The sequence below is a fragment of the Bifidobacterium amazonense genome (assembly GCF_018555435.2).
GTDB lineage: Bacteria > Actinomycetota > Actinomycetes > Actinomycetales > Bifidobacteriaceae > Bifidobacterium > Bifidobacterium amazonense.
Genome location: NZ_JAFEJT020000021.1, coordinates 20,915 through 38,752, shown reverse-complemented (window position 1 = coordinate 38,752; position 17,838 = coordinate 20,915). Strand labels below are relative to the sequence as shown.

At 64.6% G+C, this 17,838-nt stretch carries 18 protein-coding genes and 1 tRNA gene; 16 read left to right on the top strand and 3 right to left on the bottom strand.

Annotation, left to right across the window (positions count from 1 at the left end):
* Positions 1-101: 101 nt before the first annotated feature.
* The 4 genes from JS533_RS06575 to JS533_RS06560 are packed head-to-tail and all read left to right on the top strand — an operon-like array spanning position 102 to position 3,129.
* Positions 102-1,313 (top strand): RNA-directed DNA polymerase, encoded by a 1,212-nt coding sequence (locus tag JS533_RS06575; RefSeq protein WP_241513639.1) that lies wholly within the window; start codon positions 102-104, stop codon positions 1,311-1,313.
* Positions 1,232-1,540: a hypothetical protein gene (locus JS533_RS06570; protein WP_241513638.1), complete on the top strand. Its 309-nt coding sequence runs from the start codon at positions 1,232-1,234 to the stop codon at positions 1,538-1,540. Before JS533_RS06575 ends, JS533_RS06570 begins: the two co-directional genes overlap by 82 nt.
* Before the next feature lie 53 nt (positions 1,541-1,593).
* Entirely contained in the window at positions 1,594-2,853 is a 1,260-nt protein-coding gene (locus JS533_RS06565) for a GH25 family lysozyme (RefSeq protein ID WP_241513637.1), read from the top strand.
* A gap of 12 nt (positions 2,854-2,865) precedes the next feature.
* Positions 2,866-3,129 (top strand): phage holin, encoded by a 264-nt coding sequence (locus JS533_RS06560; protein ID WP_241513636.1) that lies wholly within the window; start codon positions 2,866-2,868, stop codon positions 3,127-3,129.
* Positions 3,130-3,326: 197 nt separating this feature from the next.
* On the opposite strand, the gene JS533_RS06555 is transcribed toward JS533_RS06560, so the two are convergent.
* Together JS533_RS06555 and JS533_RS06550 are read right to left on the bottom strand one after the other, a co-directional pair.
* Positions 3,327-4,151, bottom strand: coding sequence for a tyrosine-type recombinase/integrase (locus tag JS533_RS06555; protein ID WP_241513635.1), 825 nt, complete (start codon positions 4,149-4,151; stop codon positions 3,327-3,329).
* Positions 4,152-4,252: 101 nt separating this feature from the next.
* A tRNA-Met gene (locus JS533_RS06550) sits at positions 4,253-4,326 on the bottom strand.
* 235 nt (positions 4,327-4,561) lie between these two features.
* On the opposite strand from JS533_RS06550, the gene JS533_RS06545 reads away from it, so the two are divergent.
* The 10 genes from JS533_RS06545 to nucS all read left to right on the top strand — a co-directional run bounded on the left by JS533_RS06545 (position 4,562) and on the right by nucS (position 14,090).
* Positions 4,562-5,596, top strand: a complete 1,035-nt coding sequence (locus tag JS533_RS06545) for a homoserine O-succinyltransferase (RefSeq protein ID WP_241513634.1) — start codon at positions 4,562-4,564, stop codon at positions 5,594-5,596.
* Between the two features lie 350 nt (positions 5,597-5,946).
* Positions 5,947-6,759, top strand: a complete 813-nt coding sequence (gene atpB, locus JS533_RS06540) for a F0F1 ATP synthase subunit A (protein ID WP_241513633.1) — start codon at positions 5,947-5,949, stop codon at positions 6,757-6,759.
* A 129-nt stretch (positions 6,760-6,888) separates the two neighbouring features.
* On the top strand, positions 6,889-7,116 hold the full coding sequence (gene atpE, locus JS533_RS06535; RefSeq protein ID WP_094730084.1) for an ATP synthase F0 subunit C: 228 nt from the start codon (positions 6,889-6,891) through the stop codon (positions 7,114-7,116).
* A gap of 61 nt (positions 7,117-7,177) precedes the next feature.
* Complete coding sequence (locus JS533_RS06530; RefSeq protein ID WP_241513647.1) at positions 7,178-7,699, top strand: F0F1 ATP synthase subunit B; 522 nt, start codon at positions 7,178-7,180, stop codon at positions 7,697-7,699.
* A 62-nt stretch (positions 7,700-7,761) separates the two neighbouring features.
* On the top strand, positions 7,762-8,589 hold the full coding sequence (locus tag JS533_RS06525) for a F0F1 ATP synthase subunit delta (RefSeq protein WP_241513632.1): 828 nt from the start codon (positions 7,762-7,764) through the stop codon (positions 8,587-8,589).
* 103 nt (positions 8,590-8,692) lie between these two features.
* The gene (atpA, locus tag JS533_RS06520) at positions 8,693-10,372 is read left to right on the top strand and encodes a F0F1 ATP synthase subunit alpha (protein WP_241513631.1); all 1,680 of its coding nucleotides are present in this window, start codon (positions 8,693-8,695) and stop codon (positions 10,370-10,372) included.
* Positions 10,373-10,375: 3 nt separating this feature from the next.
* On the top strand, positions 10,376-11,302 hold the full coding sequence (locus JS533_RS06515; protein ID WP_241513630.1) for a F0F1 ATP synthase subunit gamma: 927 nt from the start codon (positions 10,376-10,378) through the stop codon (positions 11,300-11,302).
* Positions 11,303-11,306: 4 nt separating this feature from the next.
* The gene (gene atpD / locus JS533_RS06510; RefSeq protein WP_241513629.1) at positions 11,307-12,794 is read left to right on the top strand and encodes a F0F1 ATP synthase subunit beta; all 1,488 of its coding nucleotides are present in this window, start codon (positions 11,307-11,309) and stop codon (positions 12,792-12,794) included.
* Entirely contained in the window at positions 12,794-13,102 is a 309-nt protein-coding gene (locus JS533_RS06505) for a F0F1 ATP synthase subunit epsilon (protein ID WP_241513628.1), read from the top strand. The genes atpD and JS533_RS06505 overlap by 1 nt, the downstream gene beginning before the upstream one ends.
* Before the next feature lie 226 nt (positions 13,103-13,328).
* A complete protein-coding gene (gene nucS / locus JS533_RS06500; protein ID WP_241513627.1) occupies positions 13,329-14,090 on the top strand; it encodes an endonuclease NucS in 762 nt (253 codons plus the stop codon).
* Between the two features lie 88 nt (positions 14,091-14,178).
* On the opposite strand, the gene JS533_RS06495 is transcribed toward nucS, so the two are convergent.
* Positions 14,179-15,207 carry an FKBP-type peptidyl-prolyl cis-trans isomerase gene (locus JS533_RS06495; protein ID WP_241513626.1) on the bottom strand — a complete coding sequence of 343 codons (1,029 nt, stop codon included), beginning with the start codon at positions 15,205-15,207 and terminating at the stop codon, positions 14,179-14,181.
* A gap of 90 nt (positions 15,208-15,297) precedes the next feature.
* On the opposite strand from JS533_RS06495, the gene JS533_RS06490 reads away from it, so the two are divergent.
* Together JS533_RS06490 and JS533_RS06485 are read left to right on the top strand one after the other, a co-directional pair.
* Entirely contained in the window at positions 15,298-16,761 is a 1,464-nt protein-coding gene (locus JS533_RS06490) for a hypothetical protein (protein WP_241513625.1), read from the top strand.
* 41 nt (positions 16,762-16,802) lie between these two features.
* Positions 16,803-17,762: a DUF8094 domain-containing protein gene (locus JS533_RS06485; RefSeq protein ID WP_241513646.1), complete on the top strand. Its 960-nt coding sequence runs from the start codon at positions 16,803-16,805 to the stop codon at positions 17,760-17,762.
* The last annotated feature ends 76 nt before the right edge of the window (positions 17,763-17,838 follow it).

Below are 17,838 nucleotides of genomic sequence, written 5' to 3'. Positions count from 1 at the left end.
GCTCGCCGTCGAACCGGCTCCATGCCCACGCGCCTACGCCACCTGACCCCGACGGCGCACAGAGGTGGCGCCGGGTGCCCCCATTTCAGGAAAGCCCATATATGTCCAATCAGGACCGGCGCGAGGCGAGACGACGCCGTCGCGACGCCAAACGCCAAGCCCATCGCGAAGCCCGACGGGCGGAGCACTCGTATGACCGCATCCTCGACCTCAACGTCCTCCATCGAGCCGCGCACGACGCGGCCAAGGGCGTCCGATGGAAGACCGGCACGCAGGCCTACGAAACCCACCTCATGCGCCAGCTTCTGGCGACCCGCGACAAGCTCGCCGCAGTGGAGGACGTCACCATGCCGCTCCGCAGGTTCGACCTCATGGAACGCGGCAAGCTCCGGCACATCCAAGCCGCCAAGTTCCCCGAGAAGGTCGTCCAGAAGGCCCTCACCACCCAGCTCATCCGCCCCGTCTACAGCCCGTCCTTCACGGCCGGCAACTCGGCGAACATGAAGGGCAGGGGCACCAAGTACGCGATGGACCGGCTCAAACGCCAGCTCGTCCGCCACTACCGGAAACACGGGCGGGACGGCTGGATACTCCTAGTCGACTTCAGTGACTACTTCGGTTCGATACCCCATGAGGGCGTCATCCGACAAGCCTCGACGTACATCACGGACCCGCGCACCATGCGCCTCATCACCCAGCTCGTCGACCGCGAGGACGGCACCCACGGCCTCGGCCTCGGCTCGGAACCCTCGCAGGTGTTCGCCGTGGCCTATCCCAACCGGCTCGACCATTGGCTCGAACAGCAATCCGGCTGCGAAGCCTGCGGCCGGTACATGGACGACACGTATGTGATCGACCACGACAAACCACGCCTCGAACGCGCCCTAACGCACATCGAGGCCGAAGCCCTGCGACTCGGCATCCGCATCAACCCCCGCAAGACCAAGATCGTCAAACTCGGCCACGGCTTCACATGGCTCAAGAAGAAGTGGACGATCACCGACACCGGGCGCATCGTCGTCAGGCCCTCGCGCAAGGCCATCGTCAGGGAACGCCGCAAGCTCAAGAAACTCGCCCGCCAAGTCATGGAGGGGCGCATGAGCATGGTCACCTTCCGCAGCTCCTACGCCTCATGGCGCGGTTCGCTGGACCATCTCGACGCCCGCCGCTCACAACGATCGATGGACGCGCTCTATCTGGAGCTCTGCGACCGAATCGAGAAAGGAAACCCATGTCAGACCCCTCCACCATCACCGTCGTCGTCGCCATCATCGGTTCCGGCGGCTTCGGCGCCTTCATCCCGTGGCTGCTGAACAAAGTCGACTCGCATAATCCCATGCGCGACGGCATCCGCATCCTGCTGTTCCGGGAATTGCAGCAGATACAGCAGGAAACCGTCGCCCGCGGCGCCTGCCCGATCGACGACAAGCACACCGCCGAACAGATCTACGACGCCTACGCCGCCCTCGGCGGCAACGGCACCGGCACCGCCATGAACGACTACATCCAACACGCGAAAATCCCCGCGAGCAACGAATGAAGAGACCCGAGCCCGCCAAACCGGCGGGCTCACTTAGTAGGAAGGAAACCCCTTTGAACCACAACAAAGGCAACCCCATCGCCAAGCTCACCGCGGCATGCTGCGCCACGATCATGCTCGCGACCCCGGCGATCGCGACCGCCGACAGCGGCGTGGACGTGTCCAACTGGCAGGGCTGCGTCAACACCAGCCGCGCCCAATCCGCGAAGGCCGCGGGCACGTCGTTCGCGTTCGTCAAGGTCACCGAGGGCGCCGGCTACACCGACAAGTCCGCCGACTGCTCCATGACCGGCTTCGCCAACGCCGGCATCCGCCGCGGCGTCTACCACTTCGCCCGCCCCGACCTCGGCAACAGCCCGGAGAAGGAAGCCGACTGGTTCATCAGTCAGACCAAGGGCTATGTGAATCAGGGCGTCATCCCCGTGCTCGACTGGGAGCCGGGCGGCAAGTGGAACACGCAGACATGGTGGGCCAAGCGATGGCTCGACCGCGTCGCCTCCGCGTGGGGCGTGAAGCCCATGATCTACATGAGCGCGTCGGTCGTCCAGTCCGGCGACTGGAGGGCCGTCGCCTCGGCCGACTACGGCCTGTGGGTCGCCGGCTACCCGAGAGGCTACACCGGCGACCGCCTGCGCAACCCCGGCAACGTGCCCTACAACGTCAGCCCGTGGAGCTTCGCCGCCGCATGGCAGTACTCCAGCAGCGGCAACGTCGCCGGCGTCGGTCAGGCTGTGGACGTCAACTGGTTCTACGGCGACGCTGTCACATGGGCCAAGTACGCCGGACAGGCCGACACCAAGCCCGTCACCCCGCCGACCGTCACCCCGTCGGAACCCAAGCCCTCGACCCCGACCGGCGACACGGACACCCTCGCCCGCGCCGTCATCCGCGGCGAATACGGCAACATGCCACAGCGCAAGACGCTGCTCGGCAGCCGCTTCGACGAGGTACAGGCCCGCGTCAACCAGCTCCTAGCCTCCAGCGGTTCCACGTCGTCCGGCTCGTCCGGCTCGACGAGCGTGACCGTCCGCGCCGGCGACACCATGAGCGCGATCGCCCAGCGCACCGGCCTCTACCCGGTCACCGCGTGGAGCGTGCCCAGCGGCAACATCAACCGCATCTACCCCGGCCAGACCGTCACCTACCGCGGCGCGTCCAAGACCACCACGTCCACCACGCGACGCCACACCGTCAGGGCAGGGGAGACACTGGGCACGATCGCGGCCGCCAACGGCGTCAGCGTCTCGCAGATCAGAGGCTACCGGTCCGGTAACCCCAACCTGATCTACGTCGGCGAAACCCTCTACTGGTGAAAGGATATGGAGATGAACGAGGACAACGTGCCCCAGTGGCTCATCCCCAACAAGGTCTATGACGTGCTCAAATGGGTCGGCCTGCTCGTCCTGCCAGCAGTAAGCACCTTCATCGGCACCGTCGGCCCCGCGTGGGGCCTGCCGTACTCCAACCAGATCATCATCACGCTCAACGCCAGCGGCACCCTCATCGGCGCCGTGATCGGCGCCAGCGCGGTAAAGGCCCAACTGGCCGCCGCGCGCACCGCCAAGGCCCCGGACAAGCCCGAGGCCTGACAAACCACCCCCACCCCCATAGGGTGGGGGCTTTTTCGCGTTTGTGGCACAATGGGACGTGCCATGGAGCCCCACGGGCCGGTGCGATCGAACCGGCGGCACGAAGTCGCAGCCTAGGAGCGGCGGACGTCGCAAAGGCGTGAGCCGAAAGAGCGGGCTTGCCGGTAGCCAAGACGGTTGCGGCCCGGACATGGCACCTAAGCGCCCAAGGCGACGGCGTCCACGGCGACCCTCAGCCGCGAGTCCGGCAGCGCGACGTAGCGCTGCGTCGTCTCCACGCTCTCATGCCCCAAGAGCTTCGACACGAGGAAGATGTCGGCCGTGGCCTGATAGGTCATCGTCGCGTACCGGTGCCGCAGGCTGTGCGTCGTCCACCCGCCCCCTAGGAGCGCGCCGACGTGCTTGCCTATGTAGGACTGCTCGCAGTGCGGCTCCCAACGGCCGGGGAAGAGATACCCCCTGTGCTTCAGTATCTCGGCGGCGAGATCGTCGGACAATGGGACTATGCGTTGCTTGTCGCCCTTGCCTCGGACTATGAGGCTCTTGCCGTGAAGGTCGTCCATGACGTCGTCGGAGCTTACGCACGCTATTTCGGCCCTTCTGAGGCCCGCTTCCGCGCCGAGACGTATCATCAGCCGTTCCGACTCGGTTGCGCGGCCCAGAGCGGCCAGAATGACCCTGTCCGGGCATGGTCTGGGGTGCGCCTGCGGTCGCTTCACGCTGGGAAGCCCCTCGGAGGGGTCGTCTGGGCGCCGTCCCGAGTGCTTGAGCCATCGAAAGTACGACACGGCAGCGTTCCGCGAGCTCTTGCGCGTCTCGGGCTTCCAGTCGTGGTCCGCGTACCACTCGACGATGTCCTCGACGGTCACGTCCAAGGGGCTGCCGCCGAGGCCGAGGCTGAGGGCCTGTATCTGGTAGCGGCGCGTCTTGAGCGTCTGTTCGGAGTAGCCGGCCGCCCTCAGTGAGGCCAGCCATTTGTCTATCGATTCGCGCCATTGCGGCGCCGGTTGTTTAGTAGCCATGTCACGCCATCGTCAATCGCTGTGGAAGGGTAGCCGGGAGGGGAACGCCGGGGATACGAAAAAGGCCGCCAACGATTACGTTGACGGCCTTCCGCTGTTAGTAGCGGGGCTAGGATTTGAACCTAGGACCTCTGGGTTATGAGCCCAGCGAGCTACCGAGCTGCTCCACCCCGCGACGGCTTGTCATTCAGACAGCTCAATCTAATTTACCGGTGAATGGGTATATGTCAAATCGGCGTGTCGCACCGGATGGGTCATTGGCGTGCGGTCGGTGCACGGTTGTCGCACGGTCGTCGTGCGGTTGCTCTCGCATGCCGAAACGGTCGGCGTCGGACCCGATTGCGCCTGTTCCGGCGTGCGCGAATGCGCAAACGACCGGATAGGTCACGCGCCTTGTCATAATAGGAACCATGCCTATCAAGATCCCCAGTGGCCTGCCGGCCCGTGCCATCCTCGATTCGGAGCGCATCTTCGCGCTTGAGAAGCCCGAAGCGGAGCGCCAGCGCGTGCGTCCGCTCAAACTGGTGATCCTGAACCTCATGCCCAAGAAGATCGAGACGGAGACGCAGCTGCTGCGCCTGATCTCGAAAAGCCCGCTGCAGGTCGAGATCGACTTCATGAAGACCTCCACGCACGAGGCCACGCATGTCTCCGCCGACCATCTGCTCAAGTTCTACGAGACACTCGACGCGTTCGAGGACAACTACTACGACGGCTTCGTCGTCACCGGCGCGCCCGTCGAGCACATGCCGTTCGAGGAGGTCGACTACTGGGGCGAGTTCAAGCGCATCCTCGACTGGGCCTCGACGCACGTCTTCTCGACCATGTACCTGTGCTGGGGCGCGATGGGCGCGCTCAACTACCGCTACGGCGTGCGCAAGGTCGACTATCCGCAGAAGGTCTTCGGCGTGTTCCCGCAGTATCTGCAGGACGAGTACTGCTTCCTGACGAACGGCTTCGATGAGATCGCGCTGCAGCCACATTCGCGTCTGGCCGGCGTGAACGAGGACGACGTGGCCGCCAACCCCGACCTGCAGGTGCTCACCTGGGGCCCGCAGTCCGGCCCCGGCCTGATCGCCGCGCGCGACTTCTCCGAGGTGTTCGCGCTCGGCCACTGGGAGTACGGCAAGTACACGCTCGCCGAGGAGTACGAGCGCGACATGAAGAAGGACATGACGAACGTGCCGTTCCCGCAGAACTATTTCCCGCACGACGATCCGTCGCTCGAACCGCTGTTCAGCTGGCGTGCGCACGGCAACCTGCTGTGGCGCAACTGGCTGAACTGGGTGTATCAGACCACGCCCTACGACCTGACCGAAGTCCCGCAGCTGCGTCGTGAGAAGCGGCTCGGCACGGACCGTTCGATCCGTCATGAACCGGGAAGCCCGCGCAAGGATGGTTTTGCGCCGTTCGTGCACGACGGCTACGGTGTGATCGCCGGCTGACGAACAAGACCCCGTCCACAACGTGGACGGGGTTATGGTCAAGAAGTGAACCTGGGAACAGCCGCATCCCGGATATCACCGTGAGCGCTAACAAGACATATGCTAGGCGGGCGTCTAGTAATCCCACGCATACGAAACGCCGAAGAAGTGGCGGTTTTGCGCCGGTTTGCCGATTTGTCCGAACACGGGCCAATAATCACTCTTCAGCCATTCGGAGTCGAATGCACAACGTCGACTCCAAGCCGCGCTGCGCAGACCCTGAACGGGGGAGGAAGAAGTAACCGCAGCGTCACATTCGCCCTGCCCCTTGGACTAAACTGACACCGGAAACAAGAAGCAGGAGGCGTGATATGGTCGGTTCATTCGGCACCGGTTTGCTGTTGGCGGCCGAGACGGGCGCGCATCTTCCGTCGGTCGATGACTTTCTTCCCCCGGAGATCCTGTTCCAGGGCACCCCGTTCGCGATCAACCGCATCATTCTTATCCGTATCGTCGCCACGATCGTGCTGCTGGCCGTGCTTGGCGTGACCGCCAGCCGAGCCAAGCTGATCCCCGGCCGCTGGCAGGGCGTCGTCGAGATGGGCCTCGACTTCGTGCGTGACAAGATCGTCTACGACATCATGGGCGAGACGCGTGGCAAGCGCTACGTGCCGATGATCACCACGCTGTTCTTCACGATCTTCGTATTCAACCTGTGCGGCATCGTGCCGGGCATGAACATGGCCGCCAACGCGACCGTCGTCATGCCGCTGGTGTTCGCGCTGTGGACCATGGTCCAGTACTGGATCGCCGCCGCCCGCTCGCAGGGCCTCGGCCACTACCTGCGCCACGAGCTGTTCACGCCGGGCGTGCCGTGGCCGGTCTACATCCTGCTCGCGCCGATCAACATCCTCGAGCTGCTCATCATCCGTCCGGCCTCGCTGACGATCCGACTCTTCGCGAACATGGTCTCCGGCCACCTCATGGTCGCCACCTGCCTTGCGTTCGCGCAGTACTGGCTGGTCGACGCGGTCAACAAGCTGCAGGGCGTCCCGGTGGGCGCGCTGTGGTTCGCGGGCGGCTTCGCGATGACCTGCTTCGAGGCGTTCGTCGCGTTCCTCCAGGCGTACGTGTTCGCGATCCTGTCGACCGTGTACATCAACCTGAGCTTCCCGGAGGAGTGACCCCAGCGGGTTCTTCCGGGCAATCCCCCACGTTCCGCGGCACGACGGCACAACAAACCGCAGCCACACGGGATGCAGGCGGGAACCCAAGATTTATAACGTCACCTCGTACGTTAGAAAGGAAACAAAATGGATATCATCACCCTCGCTGAGGTCGCCGGCAACCTGTCCGTCATCGGCTACGGCATCGGTACTCTGGGCCCTGGCATCGGTCTGGGCATCCTCTTCGGTAAGGCCATGGAATCCACCGCCCGCCAGCCCGAGATGTCCGGCAAGATCCAGACCATCATGTTCATCGGCCTGGCTCTGGTCGAGGTGCTGGCCCTGATCGGCTTCGTCGCCGCCCTGATCCTCTAGTAGCGGTCGCACGACGTACGAAACAACGATCCATGTCCAACAATGAAAGGAGGGCTTCATGATGACACTGGCAGAAGGCGGAATCGATCTGTTCATCCCCGAGGTCTATGACATTGTGTGGTCCCTGATCATCCTTGTCATCGTTGCGCTGTTCTTCTACAAGTTCTTCATGCCGAAGTTCAATGCGATCTTCGACGAGCGTGCGGCAAAGATCGAAGGCAACATCGCCAAGGCCGAACAGGCCAAGAAGGACGCTGACGAAGCGAAGGCCAAGTACGAGGCCCAGCTGAGCAACGCCCGCGTCGAAGCCTCCAAGATCCGTGACGACGCCCGCGCCGAAGCCTCGCACATCATCGCCGACGCCCGCTCCCGCGCCGAATCCGACGCGGCGCAGATCACCGCCAACGCGCAGCGCTCCATCGAGTCGCAGCACCGTCAGGCGATGGTCAGTCTCAAGGGCGAAGTCGGCACGCTCGCCGCTGCCCTCGCGGGCAAGATCCTCGGCTCCAAGCTCGAGGACGCGGACGTGCAGTCGAGCATGATCGACAACATGCTCGACGAGATGGACTCCGACAAGAAGTGACCGTGACCGTTCGTCACACCAGTCACACAGCAACGCAAACGTCAAGGAAAGGGAGGTGACCAATGCGAGGAGAAGCATCGCGCATCGCAGATCGCGTCTCTCGTGACTCGCTGGCACCCAAGCTGCGCGAAACGGGCGAGGATGCGTGGCGCATCGGGAACGAGCTGTTCTCGATCACCAACGTGCTCGATCACAACGTCCAGCTTGAACGCGCGCTCACCGACCCGTCGCGCCCGGTGGCGGACAAGGTCGCCGTACTGAACACCCTGATCGGTGGTCAGGCGCACCCGATGACGATGGAGATCATGACCGATCTGGTCGGTCGCCGTTGGAGCCGCGTGTCCGACATCGCCAACGCCGTGGAGGACTTCGGCGTGGACGGCATGATGTACTACGCGGACGCCACCGGCGCCACGCTCCAGGTCTCGATCGAGCTGGCCGAACTGCATTCGGCGCTGCTCGGCATGCCGGTCCTGCGCTCCGAACTGTCGGACGACAGCGCGCCCGCCGAGGCCCGCACCAAGCTGCTCAACAGCCTGATCGGCTCCAGCGACCTCAACAAGGTCACCAAGCGCCTCGCCGAACACGCGACCTGCAACCTGCGCAACCGCCGCTACCTGCAGACCATCCAGTGGCTGATCAACAAGTTCTCGCGCCACATGGGCGAGTCGATGGTCACCGTGACCACCGCCACCCCGCTCAAGCTCGAGCAGATCAAGAAGCTCACCGCGATCTACACGAAGAAGGTCGGCCGACCGGTGCACATCAACTCCGTCGTCGATCCGTCCGTGATCGGCGGCATGCGCATCCAGGTGGGCGACGAGGTCACCGACAACACGGTGGTCGCCCAGCTCCAGCATCTGAACCGCACCGTCCAGGCCAGCGCCTGACGGCATATATCCCGCGGCCGCAGCCGCAGCGAACGGCAAGCCAACCGGCACGCCGCGACGCCACGGGATCCCAAAGATTTACCAATAACAACAAGGAGTGATCATGGCAGAACTTACCATTGATCCCACCACGATACGCAAGGCGCTCGATGATTTCGTCGAGTCGTACAAGCCGTCGGACACGCCCACCCAGGAAGTGGGCTACGTGGCCACGGCCGGCGACGGCATTGCGCACGTGACGGGACTGCCTGGTTGCATGGCCAATGAGCTGCTGACCTTCGAGGACGGCACGCTCGGCCTGGCGTTCAACCTTGACGCCCGTGAGATCGGCGTGGTTATCCTCGGCGACTTCGCAGGCATCGAGGAGGGCCAGGAGGTCCGTCGCACCGGCGAAGTGCTCTCCGTGCCTGTTGGCGACGGCTACCTCGGCCGCACCGTGGACCCGCTGGGCAACCCGATCGACGGTCTGGGCGAGATCACGGGCATCGAGGGTCGTCGTATCCTCGAGGCTCAGGCCCCCGACGTGATGCACCGTCACCCGGTCGACGAGCCTATGTCCACCGGCCTCAAGGCCATCGACGCGATGACGCCGATCGGCCGCGGCCAGCGCCAGCTCATCATCGGCGATCGTCAGACCGGCAAGACGGCCATCGCGATCGACACCATCATCAACCAGAAGAAGAACTGGGAATCCGGCGATCCGAAGAAGCAGGTCCGCTGCATCTACGTCGCCATCGGCCAGAAGGGCTCGACCATCGCCTCGGTGCGTCAGAGCCTCGAAGAGGCCGGCGCGATGGAGTACACCACCATCGTCGCCTCCCCGGCTTCCGATTCCGCTGGTTTCAAGTACATTGCCCCCTACACCGGTTCCGCCATCGGACAGCACTGGATGTACCACGGCAAGCACGTCCTCATCGTCTTCGACGATCTGTCGAAGCAGGCCGAGGCGTACCGCTCGATCTCGCTGCTGCTGCGTCGTCCGCCGGGGCGTGAGGCCTACCCGGGCGATGTGTTCTACCTGCACTCCCGTCTGCTCGAACGCTGCGCGAAGGTTTCCGATGACCTCGGCGGCGGCTCGATGACCGGTCTGCCGATCGTCGAGACCAAGGCGAACGACGTGTCCGCCTACATTCCGACCAACGTGATCTCCATCACCGACGGTCAGATCTTCCTGCAGTCCGACCTGTTCAACGCGAACCAGCGTCCCGCCGTGGACGTCGGCATCTCCGTGTCCCGAGTCGGCGGCGCTGCGCAGACCAAGGCCTTGAAGAAGGTCTCCGGCACGCTGAAGATCTCGCTGGCGCAGTACCGTTCGCTGGAATCCTTCGCGATGTTCGCGTCCGATCTGGACGCCGCGTCCAAGGCCCAGCTGAACCGTGGCTCGCACCTGACCGAGCTCCTCAAGCAGCCGCAGTTCTCGCCGTACTCGATGGAACAGGAAGTCGTGTCCGTGTGGGCCGGCACCCACGGCAAGATGGACGATCTGCCGCTGGGCGACGTGCTGCCGTTCGAGCATGCGCTGCTCGACTGGCTCGACCACAACACCGACATCCTCAAGACCATCCGTGACACCGAGAACTTCACGTCCGACACCGAAGCGGCCCTCGACAAGGCCGTGGACGAGTTCCGCGCGACCTACGTGACCAAGGCGGGCAAGCCGCTGGTCGAGAAGAAGAAGGTCTCGAAGAACCCGACGCCGGTCGAGCAGGAGAAGATCGTCGCGAAGGCCGAGAAGCCGGAGGTCGATCCGAACAAGCACCCGATGGCCGGAGAAAAGAAGTAGCCCATGGGATCGCAACTCGCATTGAAGAGCAGGATCGCCTCCACGGGTTCGTTGGAGAAGATCTTCAACGCCCAGGAGATGATCGCGTCTTCGCACATTGCCAAGGCACGTGATGTTGCCCTGAACGCGAAGCCCTATGCCGATGCGATTTTCGATGCCGTACAGGCTGTGGTAGCCCATTCGCATATCACGCATCCGATCGTCAAGAAGGAGGAGGACAACCCGAAGGTTGCCGTCCTCGCCTTGACGTCGGATCGTGGTATGGCCGGCGCGTACACGTCGTCGATCATCCGTGAAACGGAGGATCTGCTGAACCGTCTCGAAGCGGACGGCAAGCAGCCGGAGCTGTACGTCTACGGTCGCCGCGGCGTCACGTACTACAAGTACCGCAACCGCGACGTCGCCGATACGTGGGAGGGCGATACCGACAAGCCTGGCGTCGAAGTCGCCGAGGCGATCTCCACGGCACTGATGAACGCCTACATGAAGCCGGCCGCCGAGGGTGGGGTTTCCGAACTCTACATCGTCTACACCGAGTTCATCAACATGGTGGTTCAGAAGGTGCGCGTGCTGCGCATGCTGCCGGTCGAGGTCATCGAGGCCGAGCATGAGGCCGCGCAGCCCGGATTCGACGCGCCGAGCGATGCCGCCAAGGCCACGCCGCTGTATTCGTTCGAGCCGAGCCTTGAGGAAGTGCTGGACGCCGTGCTGCCGAAGTACATCCAGTCACGCATCCACGAGTGCCTGCTGGAGGCCGCCGCATCCGAGACCGCAAGCCGTCAGAACGCCATGCATACGGCCACGGAGAACGCCCGCAACCTGATCGACGATCTGACCCGCAAGCTCAACGCCTCGCGTCAGGCATCGATCACCCAGGAACTTACCGAAATCATCGGCAGCGCCGACGCGCTGAACAACAAGGAAGAGTAGGAACATGGCTGAGAATCTTCAGACCACAGCACCTGCCGAGACGGCCGCAGAGCCGATCAATGGTCGCGTCACGCGTATCCAGGGTTCGGTTATCGACGTCGAATTCCCGGTGGGCCACCTGCCTGACATCTACAATGCACTGACCGTGCAGCTGACCAACACCGGCGCTCACGAGGAGGGCGAGACCGCCCACTCCATCACGCTGGAGGTCGAGCAGCACCTCGGCGACTCGACCGTGCGCTGCGTCGCGCTCAAGCCGACCGATGGTCTGGTCCGTGGCGCCACCGTCACCGATACCGGCGGCCCGATCTCCGTGCCGGTCGGCGACGTGACCCTCGGCCACGTGTTCGATGTGACCGGCCACGTGCTCAACAAGAAGGCCGACGAGACCATCAAGGTCACCGAGCGTTGGCCCATCCACCGCAAGCCGCCGGCATTCGACCAGCTGGAGTCCAAGACCCAGATGTTCGAGACCGGCATCAAGGTCATCGATCTGCTCACCCCGTACGTGCAGGGCGGCAAGATCGGTCTGTTCGGTGGTGCAGGCGTCGGCAAGACCGTGCTGATCCAGGAGATGATCCAGCGAGTCGCGCAGAACCACGGTGGTGTGTCCGTGTTCGCCGGCGTCGGCGAGCGTACCCGTGAGGGCAACGATCTGATCGGCGAGATGGGCGAGGCCGGCGTGCTCGAGAAGACCGCACTGGTCTTCGGCCAGATGGATGAGCAGCCGGGCACCCGTCTGCGCGTCCCGCTGACCGCACTGACGATGGCCGAGTACTTCCGCGACGTGCAGAACCAGGACGTGCTGCTGTTCATCGACAACATCTTCCGCTTCACGCAGGCCGGTTCCGAGGTGTCCACGCTGCTGGGCCGTATGCCTTCCGCCGTGGGCTACCAGCCGAACCTGGCCGACGAGATGGGTGCTCTGCAGGAGCGCATCACCTCGACGCGCGGCCACTCGATCACCTCGCTGCAGGCCATCTACGTGCCGGCCGATGATTACACCGACCCGGCCCCGGCCACGACCTTCGCCCACCTCGACGCGACCACCGAGCTTTCGCGTGACATCGCCTCGAAGGGCATCTACCCGGCCGTTGACCCGCTGAGCTCGACCTCGCGAATCCTCGATCCGCGTTACGTCGGCCAGGCCCACTACGAGTGCGCCAACCGCGTCAAGGCGATCCTGCAGCGTAACAAGGAGCTGCAGGACATCATCGCCCTGATCGGCATCGACGAGCTCTCGGAAGAGGACAAGACCACCGTCAACCGCGCCCGCCGCATCGAGCAGTTCCTCGGCCAGAACTTCTACGTGGCCGAGAAGTTCACCGGTCGCCCGGGCTCGTACGTGCCGGCCGACGAGACCATCGAAGCCTTCACGCGCATCTGCGATGGCGTGTACGACGACGTTCCGGAGCAGGCGTTCTCCGGCATCGGCGGCATCGACGACCTCGAGAAGAAGTGGCACGACATGCAGAAGGAGCTCGGTGAGTGATGGCTGGATCCTCAAAGACCTTGATGCAGGTGAATATCGTCGCCGCTGACCACCCGGTGTGGCACGGCGAGGCGACGTCGGTGACCATCCCCGCCTCCGAAGGCGAGATGGGCATTCTGGCCGATCACGAGCCGGTGCTGACCGTCATCAAGGGCGGTTCGCTCACCGTGGTCGACCCGGCCGGCGAACGCCACGTGTTCGAGGTCACTGACGGATTCATCTCCTTCGACTCGAACAAGCTCACCGTCGCGGTCGAACGCGGCCGCGACGTGGTCCGCACCGCCGGTACGGACGCCGACGCCGAGTAACCGGTTCGGTTCTCGCGCATTGTCGTAACGGAAGCCTCCCCACGCATCCCGCGCGGGGAGGCTTCCGTCGTATTGTGCGGGATGCTGTGCATGGCAGAAATCGCTCACTGGCACATACCCCAGTGAGCGATTTCTGCCACGTCGGGTTTGTAGTGGCGGTTTTCTCTCGCTGAACCTACGTCAGCGAGAGAAAACCGCCACGCGGGGCATGGTACAGTGTTGCGACGTGCGAATTATTGTTGCTGACTGTTCCGCCGAGTATTCCGGCCGTCTGACCGCCTCGCTGCCGCCGGCCAAGCGCGTGCTGCTGATCAAGGCCGACAACAGCCTGCTGATCTTCTCCGAGCTCTGCTCGTACAAGCCGCTCAACTGGATGGCCGCTCCGTGCACGATCCGCGAGATCGTGCCGGACACGGCCGTGACGGACGACGGCACGGAGACGGACGATACGACGACCACGGACACGTCGGTCGTCGGTCGCGACGCGTCCGAACTCACGCCGATCAAGCTGCTGCGCGTGTCCGCGGACAAGTCGAGCGACATCCTCGAGGTTTCGCTGTACCGCATCTATACGGACGAATCGTATGATCTCGGCGAGGATCCGGGCCTGGTCAAGGACGGCGTCGAGGATCATCTGCAGCGCTATCTCGCGCAGCAGATCACGCGCATCGGCGACGGCGCGCGGCTGGTGCGGCGCGAATACCCGACCGCGATCGGGCCGGTCGACATCATGGCCACCGACGCGGACGGCGTGCACGTGGCGATCGAAATCAAGCGGCACGGCGGCATCGACGGCGTGGAGCAGCTGACGCGCTACTGTGAGCTGCTCAATCGCGACCCGCTCCTGGCGCCGGTGCGCGGCATCTTCGCCGCGCAGACCATCACGCCGCAGGCGCGCGTGCTGGCCGAGGACCGCGGATTCGAATGCCTGATCCTCGACTACGACGAGATGCGCGGCGTCGAGGACGACTCGCTGCGCCTGTTCTAGGATGAGATCCAGATCGAAAAAGGGGTTCCCGCTCGTCAATGAGCGGGAACCCCTTTTTCGTGTGCGGTCTCGTGCACAATCCGCGGGATCAGTATGCGGCGAGAATGTCGATCACGAAGACGAGCGTCGAGTTCGCCGGGATCGAACCGGTCGCGTTCGAGCCGTAGCCGAGGTCCGGTGGGATCACGAGCAGCACCTGCGAGCCGACCGTCTGGCCGATCAGGCCGTCCTTCCAGCCCTGGATGATCTGGCCGCTCTCGGACAGATCCGCGTCGAACGTCGTGTCCTTGTCCCACGAGGAGTCGAACTGCGTGCCGTCGAGCAGCCAGCCGGTGTACTTGACCTTCGCGGTCATCGAGTCGGTCAGCTTCGTGCCGGAGCCCTTGATGAGCGTCTGCGCGAGCAGCTTGTCGCCGTTGCCCTTGTACCCGTTCATGTCGATCGACGGCTTGCCGTCCTTGGCACGCGTCACCTTCGGCAGATCGGAGGGCACGTCGGCGACCTCGTCGCCGGTGGCCTTCGTGTAGTCCTTCGACGTGGAGACGATCGTGAGCGCCATGATGTACGACGTGCCGGACGAGTTCGAATCGTTCACGCCGAACGCGACCGTCGAGTTGATCTTCTGCTTGAGGAACAGCTCCTTGTACGCCGCGGCCAGGTTCGAGCTGGTCATGTCCCACGAGCAGTCGGGCGTGTTCTTCTCCCACGTGCTCATGAGTTCGGAGCCGTCCTTGACGTTGATCGCGATGCCCTGCACGCACACGCGGTCGTCGGCCTCGACGGCCTTGCCGTTGCCTTCCTGCAGCACCGCGTACGAGTTGTTCGCGACGGTCATCGGCGTGGTCGCCAGCTTGATCGTCGGCTTCTTGCCGAGCTCGCCGGTGGCCGTGACGCCGGTGATCTGGTCGAGGTCCTTGAGTGAGGACGTGTCGCCGGACGACGTGGACGACGACGAGTCCTTGGACGAATCGGACGATGAGGACGACGAGGAGGAGCCGGACGCGTCCTTGGACGCCGAGTCGGAGGAGCCGCACGCGCCGAACGCCAGGCACAGGCCCAGCGCGCACACGCCGGCCAGAACGTTGCGGAAATGCTTGGATGTTGTCGTATTGCGCATAGGCACCACCCTAGCGCCCAACCTTGATCTGCCGCGCGTTCGGCCGCATTCCCAAGGTCTTCACGGGCGGGATTGTAGAATGGTGTGGATATGACTGCGAACGAACAAGAATCTCGACAAGAACATGCGAACGACGATGAGGGGATGTCCCCCTCCCGCCGCGCGTGGATCATGCGCGGCCTCGTGACCCCGATTTTCGGCCTGCTGGCAGTGACCTGCATCGTGTTGGGACTGTTCAACGCGACGGTCTGGAAGCCCAGCAGCGAGATCACCGCGACCGGCACGGTGAACGGCGTGCGCTATATCGCCACCGATCCCGGCGTGCTGCCGTTGGTCGACGACGCATCCACGCTTACCGTCACCACGTCCGGCGGCAGCGACGTGTGCGTCGCGCTCGGCTCCAGCAAGGACGTCAACGGCTGGATCAACGGCGAATCGTACGCGCGCGTGACCGGACTGTCCGACTGGACCACGCTGTCCACGGAGGTGTCCAGTGCCAAGCAGAGCGCCTCGGCCGACGACCAGTCGCAGGACGTGGCGTTCCGCGACTCCGACATGTGGACGCACGTCGTGTGCGGCAGCGGCAAGGCGACGCTGAAGACGACGGTCAGCGACACGTCCGACAGCATCGCGCTCGTCGACCTGGGCGAATCGGGGCAGGCCACGGTCTCGCTGCACTGGGTGCGCGAGACGCTGCCAGACTTCGCCATGCCGTTCTATTTCGCCGGCGGTCTGCTCGCGCTGATGGCCGTGCTCACCGCCTCGCTGTTCGCGATGCCGCCGCACAAGCGCCGCAAGCGGGTGATCGAAAGCAGGCTGGTGCAGGAGGAGGTGACCGTCGCGCAGGCCATTTCCGGCAGCCTCGCGCGGGTCATGCCGTCGCGTCGTCCGCGGGGCAGCCGTCGCCGTCACGCCGGCGGACGGTCGCGTTCGGATATGGACGAGACCGCGATCGTGACGTCCGGTGGCTCGCATGACGACGTCGCGCAGCCGACGATCATCGACCCGTCGTCGCGCAATCTGGTCGCCGATCAGGCCGCGCGCAACGAACAGGCCGAACGTGCGGAACAGTCGGACGTGCAGGTTCCGGACGTCGCGCGTGCGGACGGCGGATCGTCGCACGACCGGTTCGCGCCGGCCGCGCAGCCGGCGTCGGCGCTACGATTCGACGTGGACGTCGCGACCGACGACCGTACGGCGGCCGACGAACCGGCTGCGGACACGACCGTTACGGCGGCCGCTGAGCCGGACCGTGAACCATCCTCCGGGCCGGTTGCCGGTCCTGTTACCGATACGACCGACGAGCCGGTCGCCGAACCGCGGGGCGCGCACGCACGCGTCGCACAGTCGACGAACGAGGAGCCGCCGGTCGTGCAGCCGTCGCTGCCGCGCAGAAGACGTCACCGCGCGTCCGGATCCGGGCATGCCGCCGACGAGGCCAACAACGAGGTCACGTCCGTGATCAGCAGCGAGGAATTGCAGGCGTACTTCGCCAGACTTGCGCAGGAAACCACCGGGTCGGACGCCGACGGCGAGAAGGAGGAACGGCAGTGACGAAGCGAATCAGGAACGCCGTGACGGCCGTGCTCGCCCTCATGCTCACCGTCTCGCTCGCCGCATGCGAAGGGCAGGTGCCGCAGCCGACGGCCGCGGACACGTCGTCCAAGGCCACACCGGACCTGAGCGAGGCGCAGGAGAAGCACATCCGCGAGCAGATCCTCATCGCGCTGGGCGACGCCAACGACGCGAAGGACGCGAGCGGACTGTCCGCACGCATGACCGGCCCGCAGCTGGCCATCCACAGCGCGCGCATCGCGATCGCGAAGAAAACCGGCTCGATCTCGCGCTACGCGACGATCCCGAACGACATCGTGCAGACCGTCATCCCCACCGATTCAGGCTGGCCGCGCACCGTGTACAGCATCACCACCACCACCGACGACCAGCAGTCCAAGCGACTGCTCGTCCTCACGCAGGACTCGGCCCGCCAGAACTACAAGCTGTGGGGCGTGGCGCGACTGTTCCAAGGCACCAAGCTGCCAAGCTTCGCCGTGCCGGACATCGGCGCGAAAATGGGCACCGCGAAGGACGCCGGGCTCATCATGACGCCCGAACAGGCCGTCGAACGCTACGCCGACGTGCTCACCAACGGCGACTCCAGCCAGTTCGCCTCCAGCTTCGCCGACGACGAACTGCGCCAGACGCTCGCCAGCACCACCGAACAGGTGCAGCAGGGCATCTCCAGCAACAAGGGCACCCAGCAGCAGACCTTCACCGCCGAACCCGGCGCGATCCAGGTGATGCGATCATCCGACGGCGGCGACCTGGTGGTCGCGCAGATCAACCTCGAATGGACGCGCCAGGCCGGCGAGGGACGTGAATCGCTGCCCGCGAACGACCAGGAGAACGCGCTATTCGGCAACGCCAAGGCCACCAGCACGCTCAAGGCGACCTACGTGTTCGTGGTGGCCATGTACGTGCCGGAGGCGAACTCGGGCAAGCAGGTCACCGCGGTGGGCGCGGACCGTGAGGTCGTCAAGGTCGAGGCGCAGTAGGCGGTCTTTGCATCGGTCTTTGCGTCGCCGGGCTGAATCGGCAGGGCGGCATGCGTGGAAGACGGCACTGGAACTA

Bases quoted from the DNA above. Each gene is read 5' to 3' on its own strand.
- JS533_RS06575 (WP_241513639.1), top strand. From the start codon at position 102: ATGTCCAATCAGGACCGGCGCGAGGCGAGACGACGCCGTCGCGACGCC.
- JS533_RS06570 (WP_241513638.1), top strand. From the start codon at position 1,232: ATGTCAGACCCCTCCACCATCACCGTCGTCGTCGCCATCATCGGTTCC.
- JS533_RS06560 (WP_241513636.1), top strand. From the start codon at position 2,866: ATGAACGAGGACAACGTGCCCCAGTGGCTCATCCCCAACAAGGTCTAT.
- JS533_RS06555 (WP_241513635.1), bottom strand. From the start codon at position 4,151: ATGGCTACTAAACAACCGGCGCCGCAATGGCGCGAATCGATAGACAAA.
- JS533_RS06545 (WP_241513634.1), top strand. From the start codon at position 4,562: ATGCCTATCAAGATCCCCAGTGGCCTGCCGGCCCGTGCCATCCTCGAT.
- atpB (WP_241513633.1), top strand. From the start codon at position 5,947: ATGGTCGGTTCATTCGGCACCGGTTTGCTGTTGGCGGCCGAGACGGGC.
- atpE (WP_094730084.1), top strand. From the start codon at position 6,889: ATGGATATCATCACCCTCGCTGAGGTCGCCGGCAACCTGTCCGTCATC.
- JS533_RS06530 (WP_241513647.1), top strand. From the start codon at position 7,178: ATGACACTGGCAGAAGGCGGAATCGATCTGTTCATCCCCGAGGTCTAT.
- JS533_RS06525 (WP_241513632.1), top strand. From the start codon at position 7,762: ATGCGAGGAGAAGCATCGCGCATCGCAGATCGCGTCTCTCGTGACTCG.
- atpA (WP_241513631.1), top strand. From the start codon at position 8,693: ATGGCAGAACTTACCATTGATCCCACCACGATACGCAAGGCGCTCGAT.
- JS533_RS06515 (WP_241513630.1), top strand. From the start codon at position 10,376: ATGGGATCGCAACTCGCATTGAAGAGCAGGATCGCCTCCACGGGTTCG.
- atpD (WP_241513629.1), top strand. From the start codon at position 11,307: ATGGCTGAGAATCTTCAGACCACAGCACCTGCCGAGACGGCCGCAGAG.
- JS533_RS06505 (WP_241513628.1), top strand. From the start codon at position 12,794: ATGGCTGGATCCTCAAAGACCTTGATGCAGGTGAATATCGTCGCCGCT.
- JS533_RS06495 (WP_241513626.1), bottom strand. From the start codon at position 15,207: ATGCGCAATACGACAACATCCAAGCATTTCCGCAACGTTCTGGCCGGC.
- JS533_RS06490 (WP_241513625.1), top strand. From the start codon at position 15,298: ATGACTGCGAACGAACAAGAATCTCGACAAGAACATGCGAACGACGAT.
- JS533_RS06485 (WP_241513646.1), top strand. From the start codon at position 16,803: ATGCTCACCGTCTCGCTCGCCGCATGCGAAGGGCAGGTGCCGCAGCCG.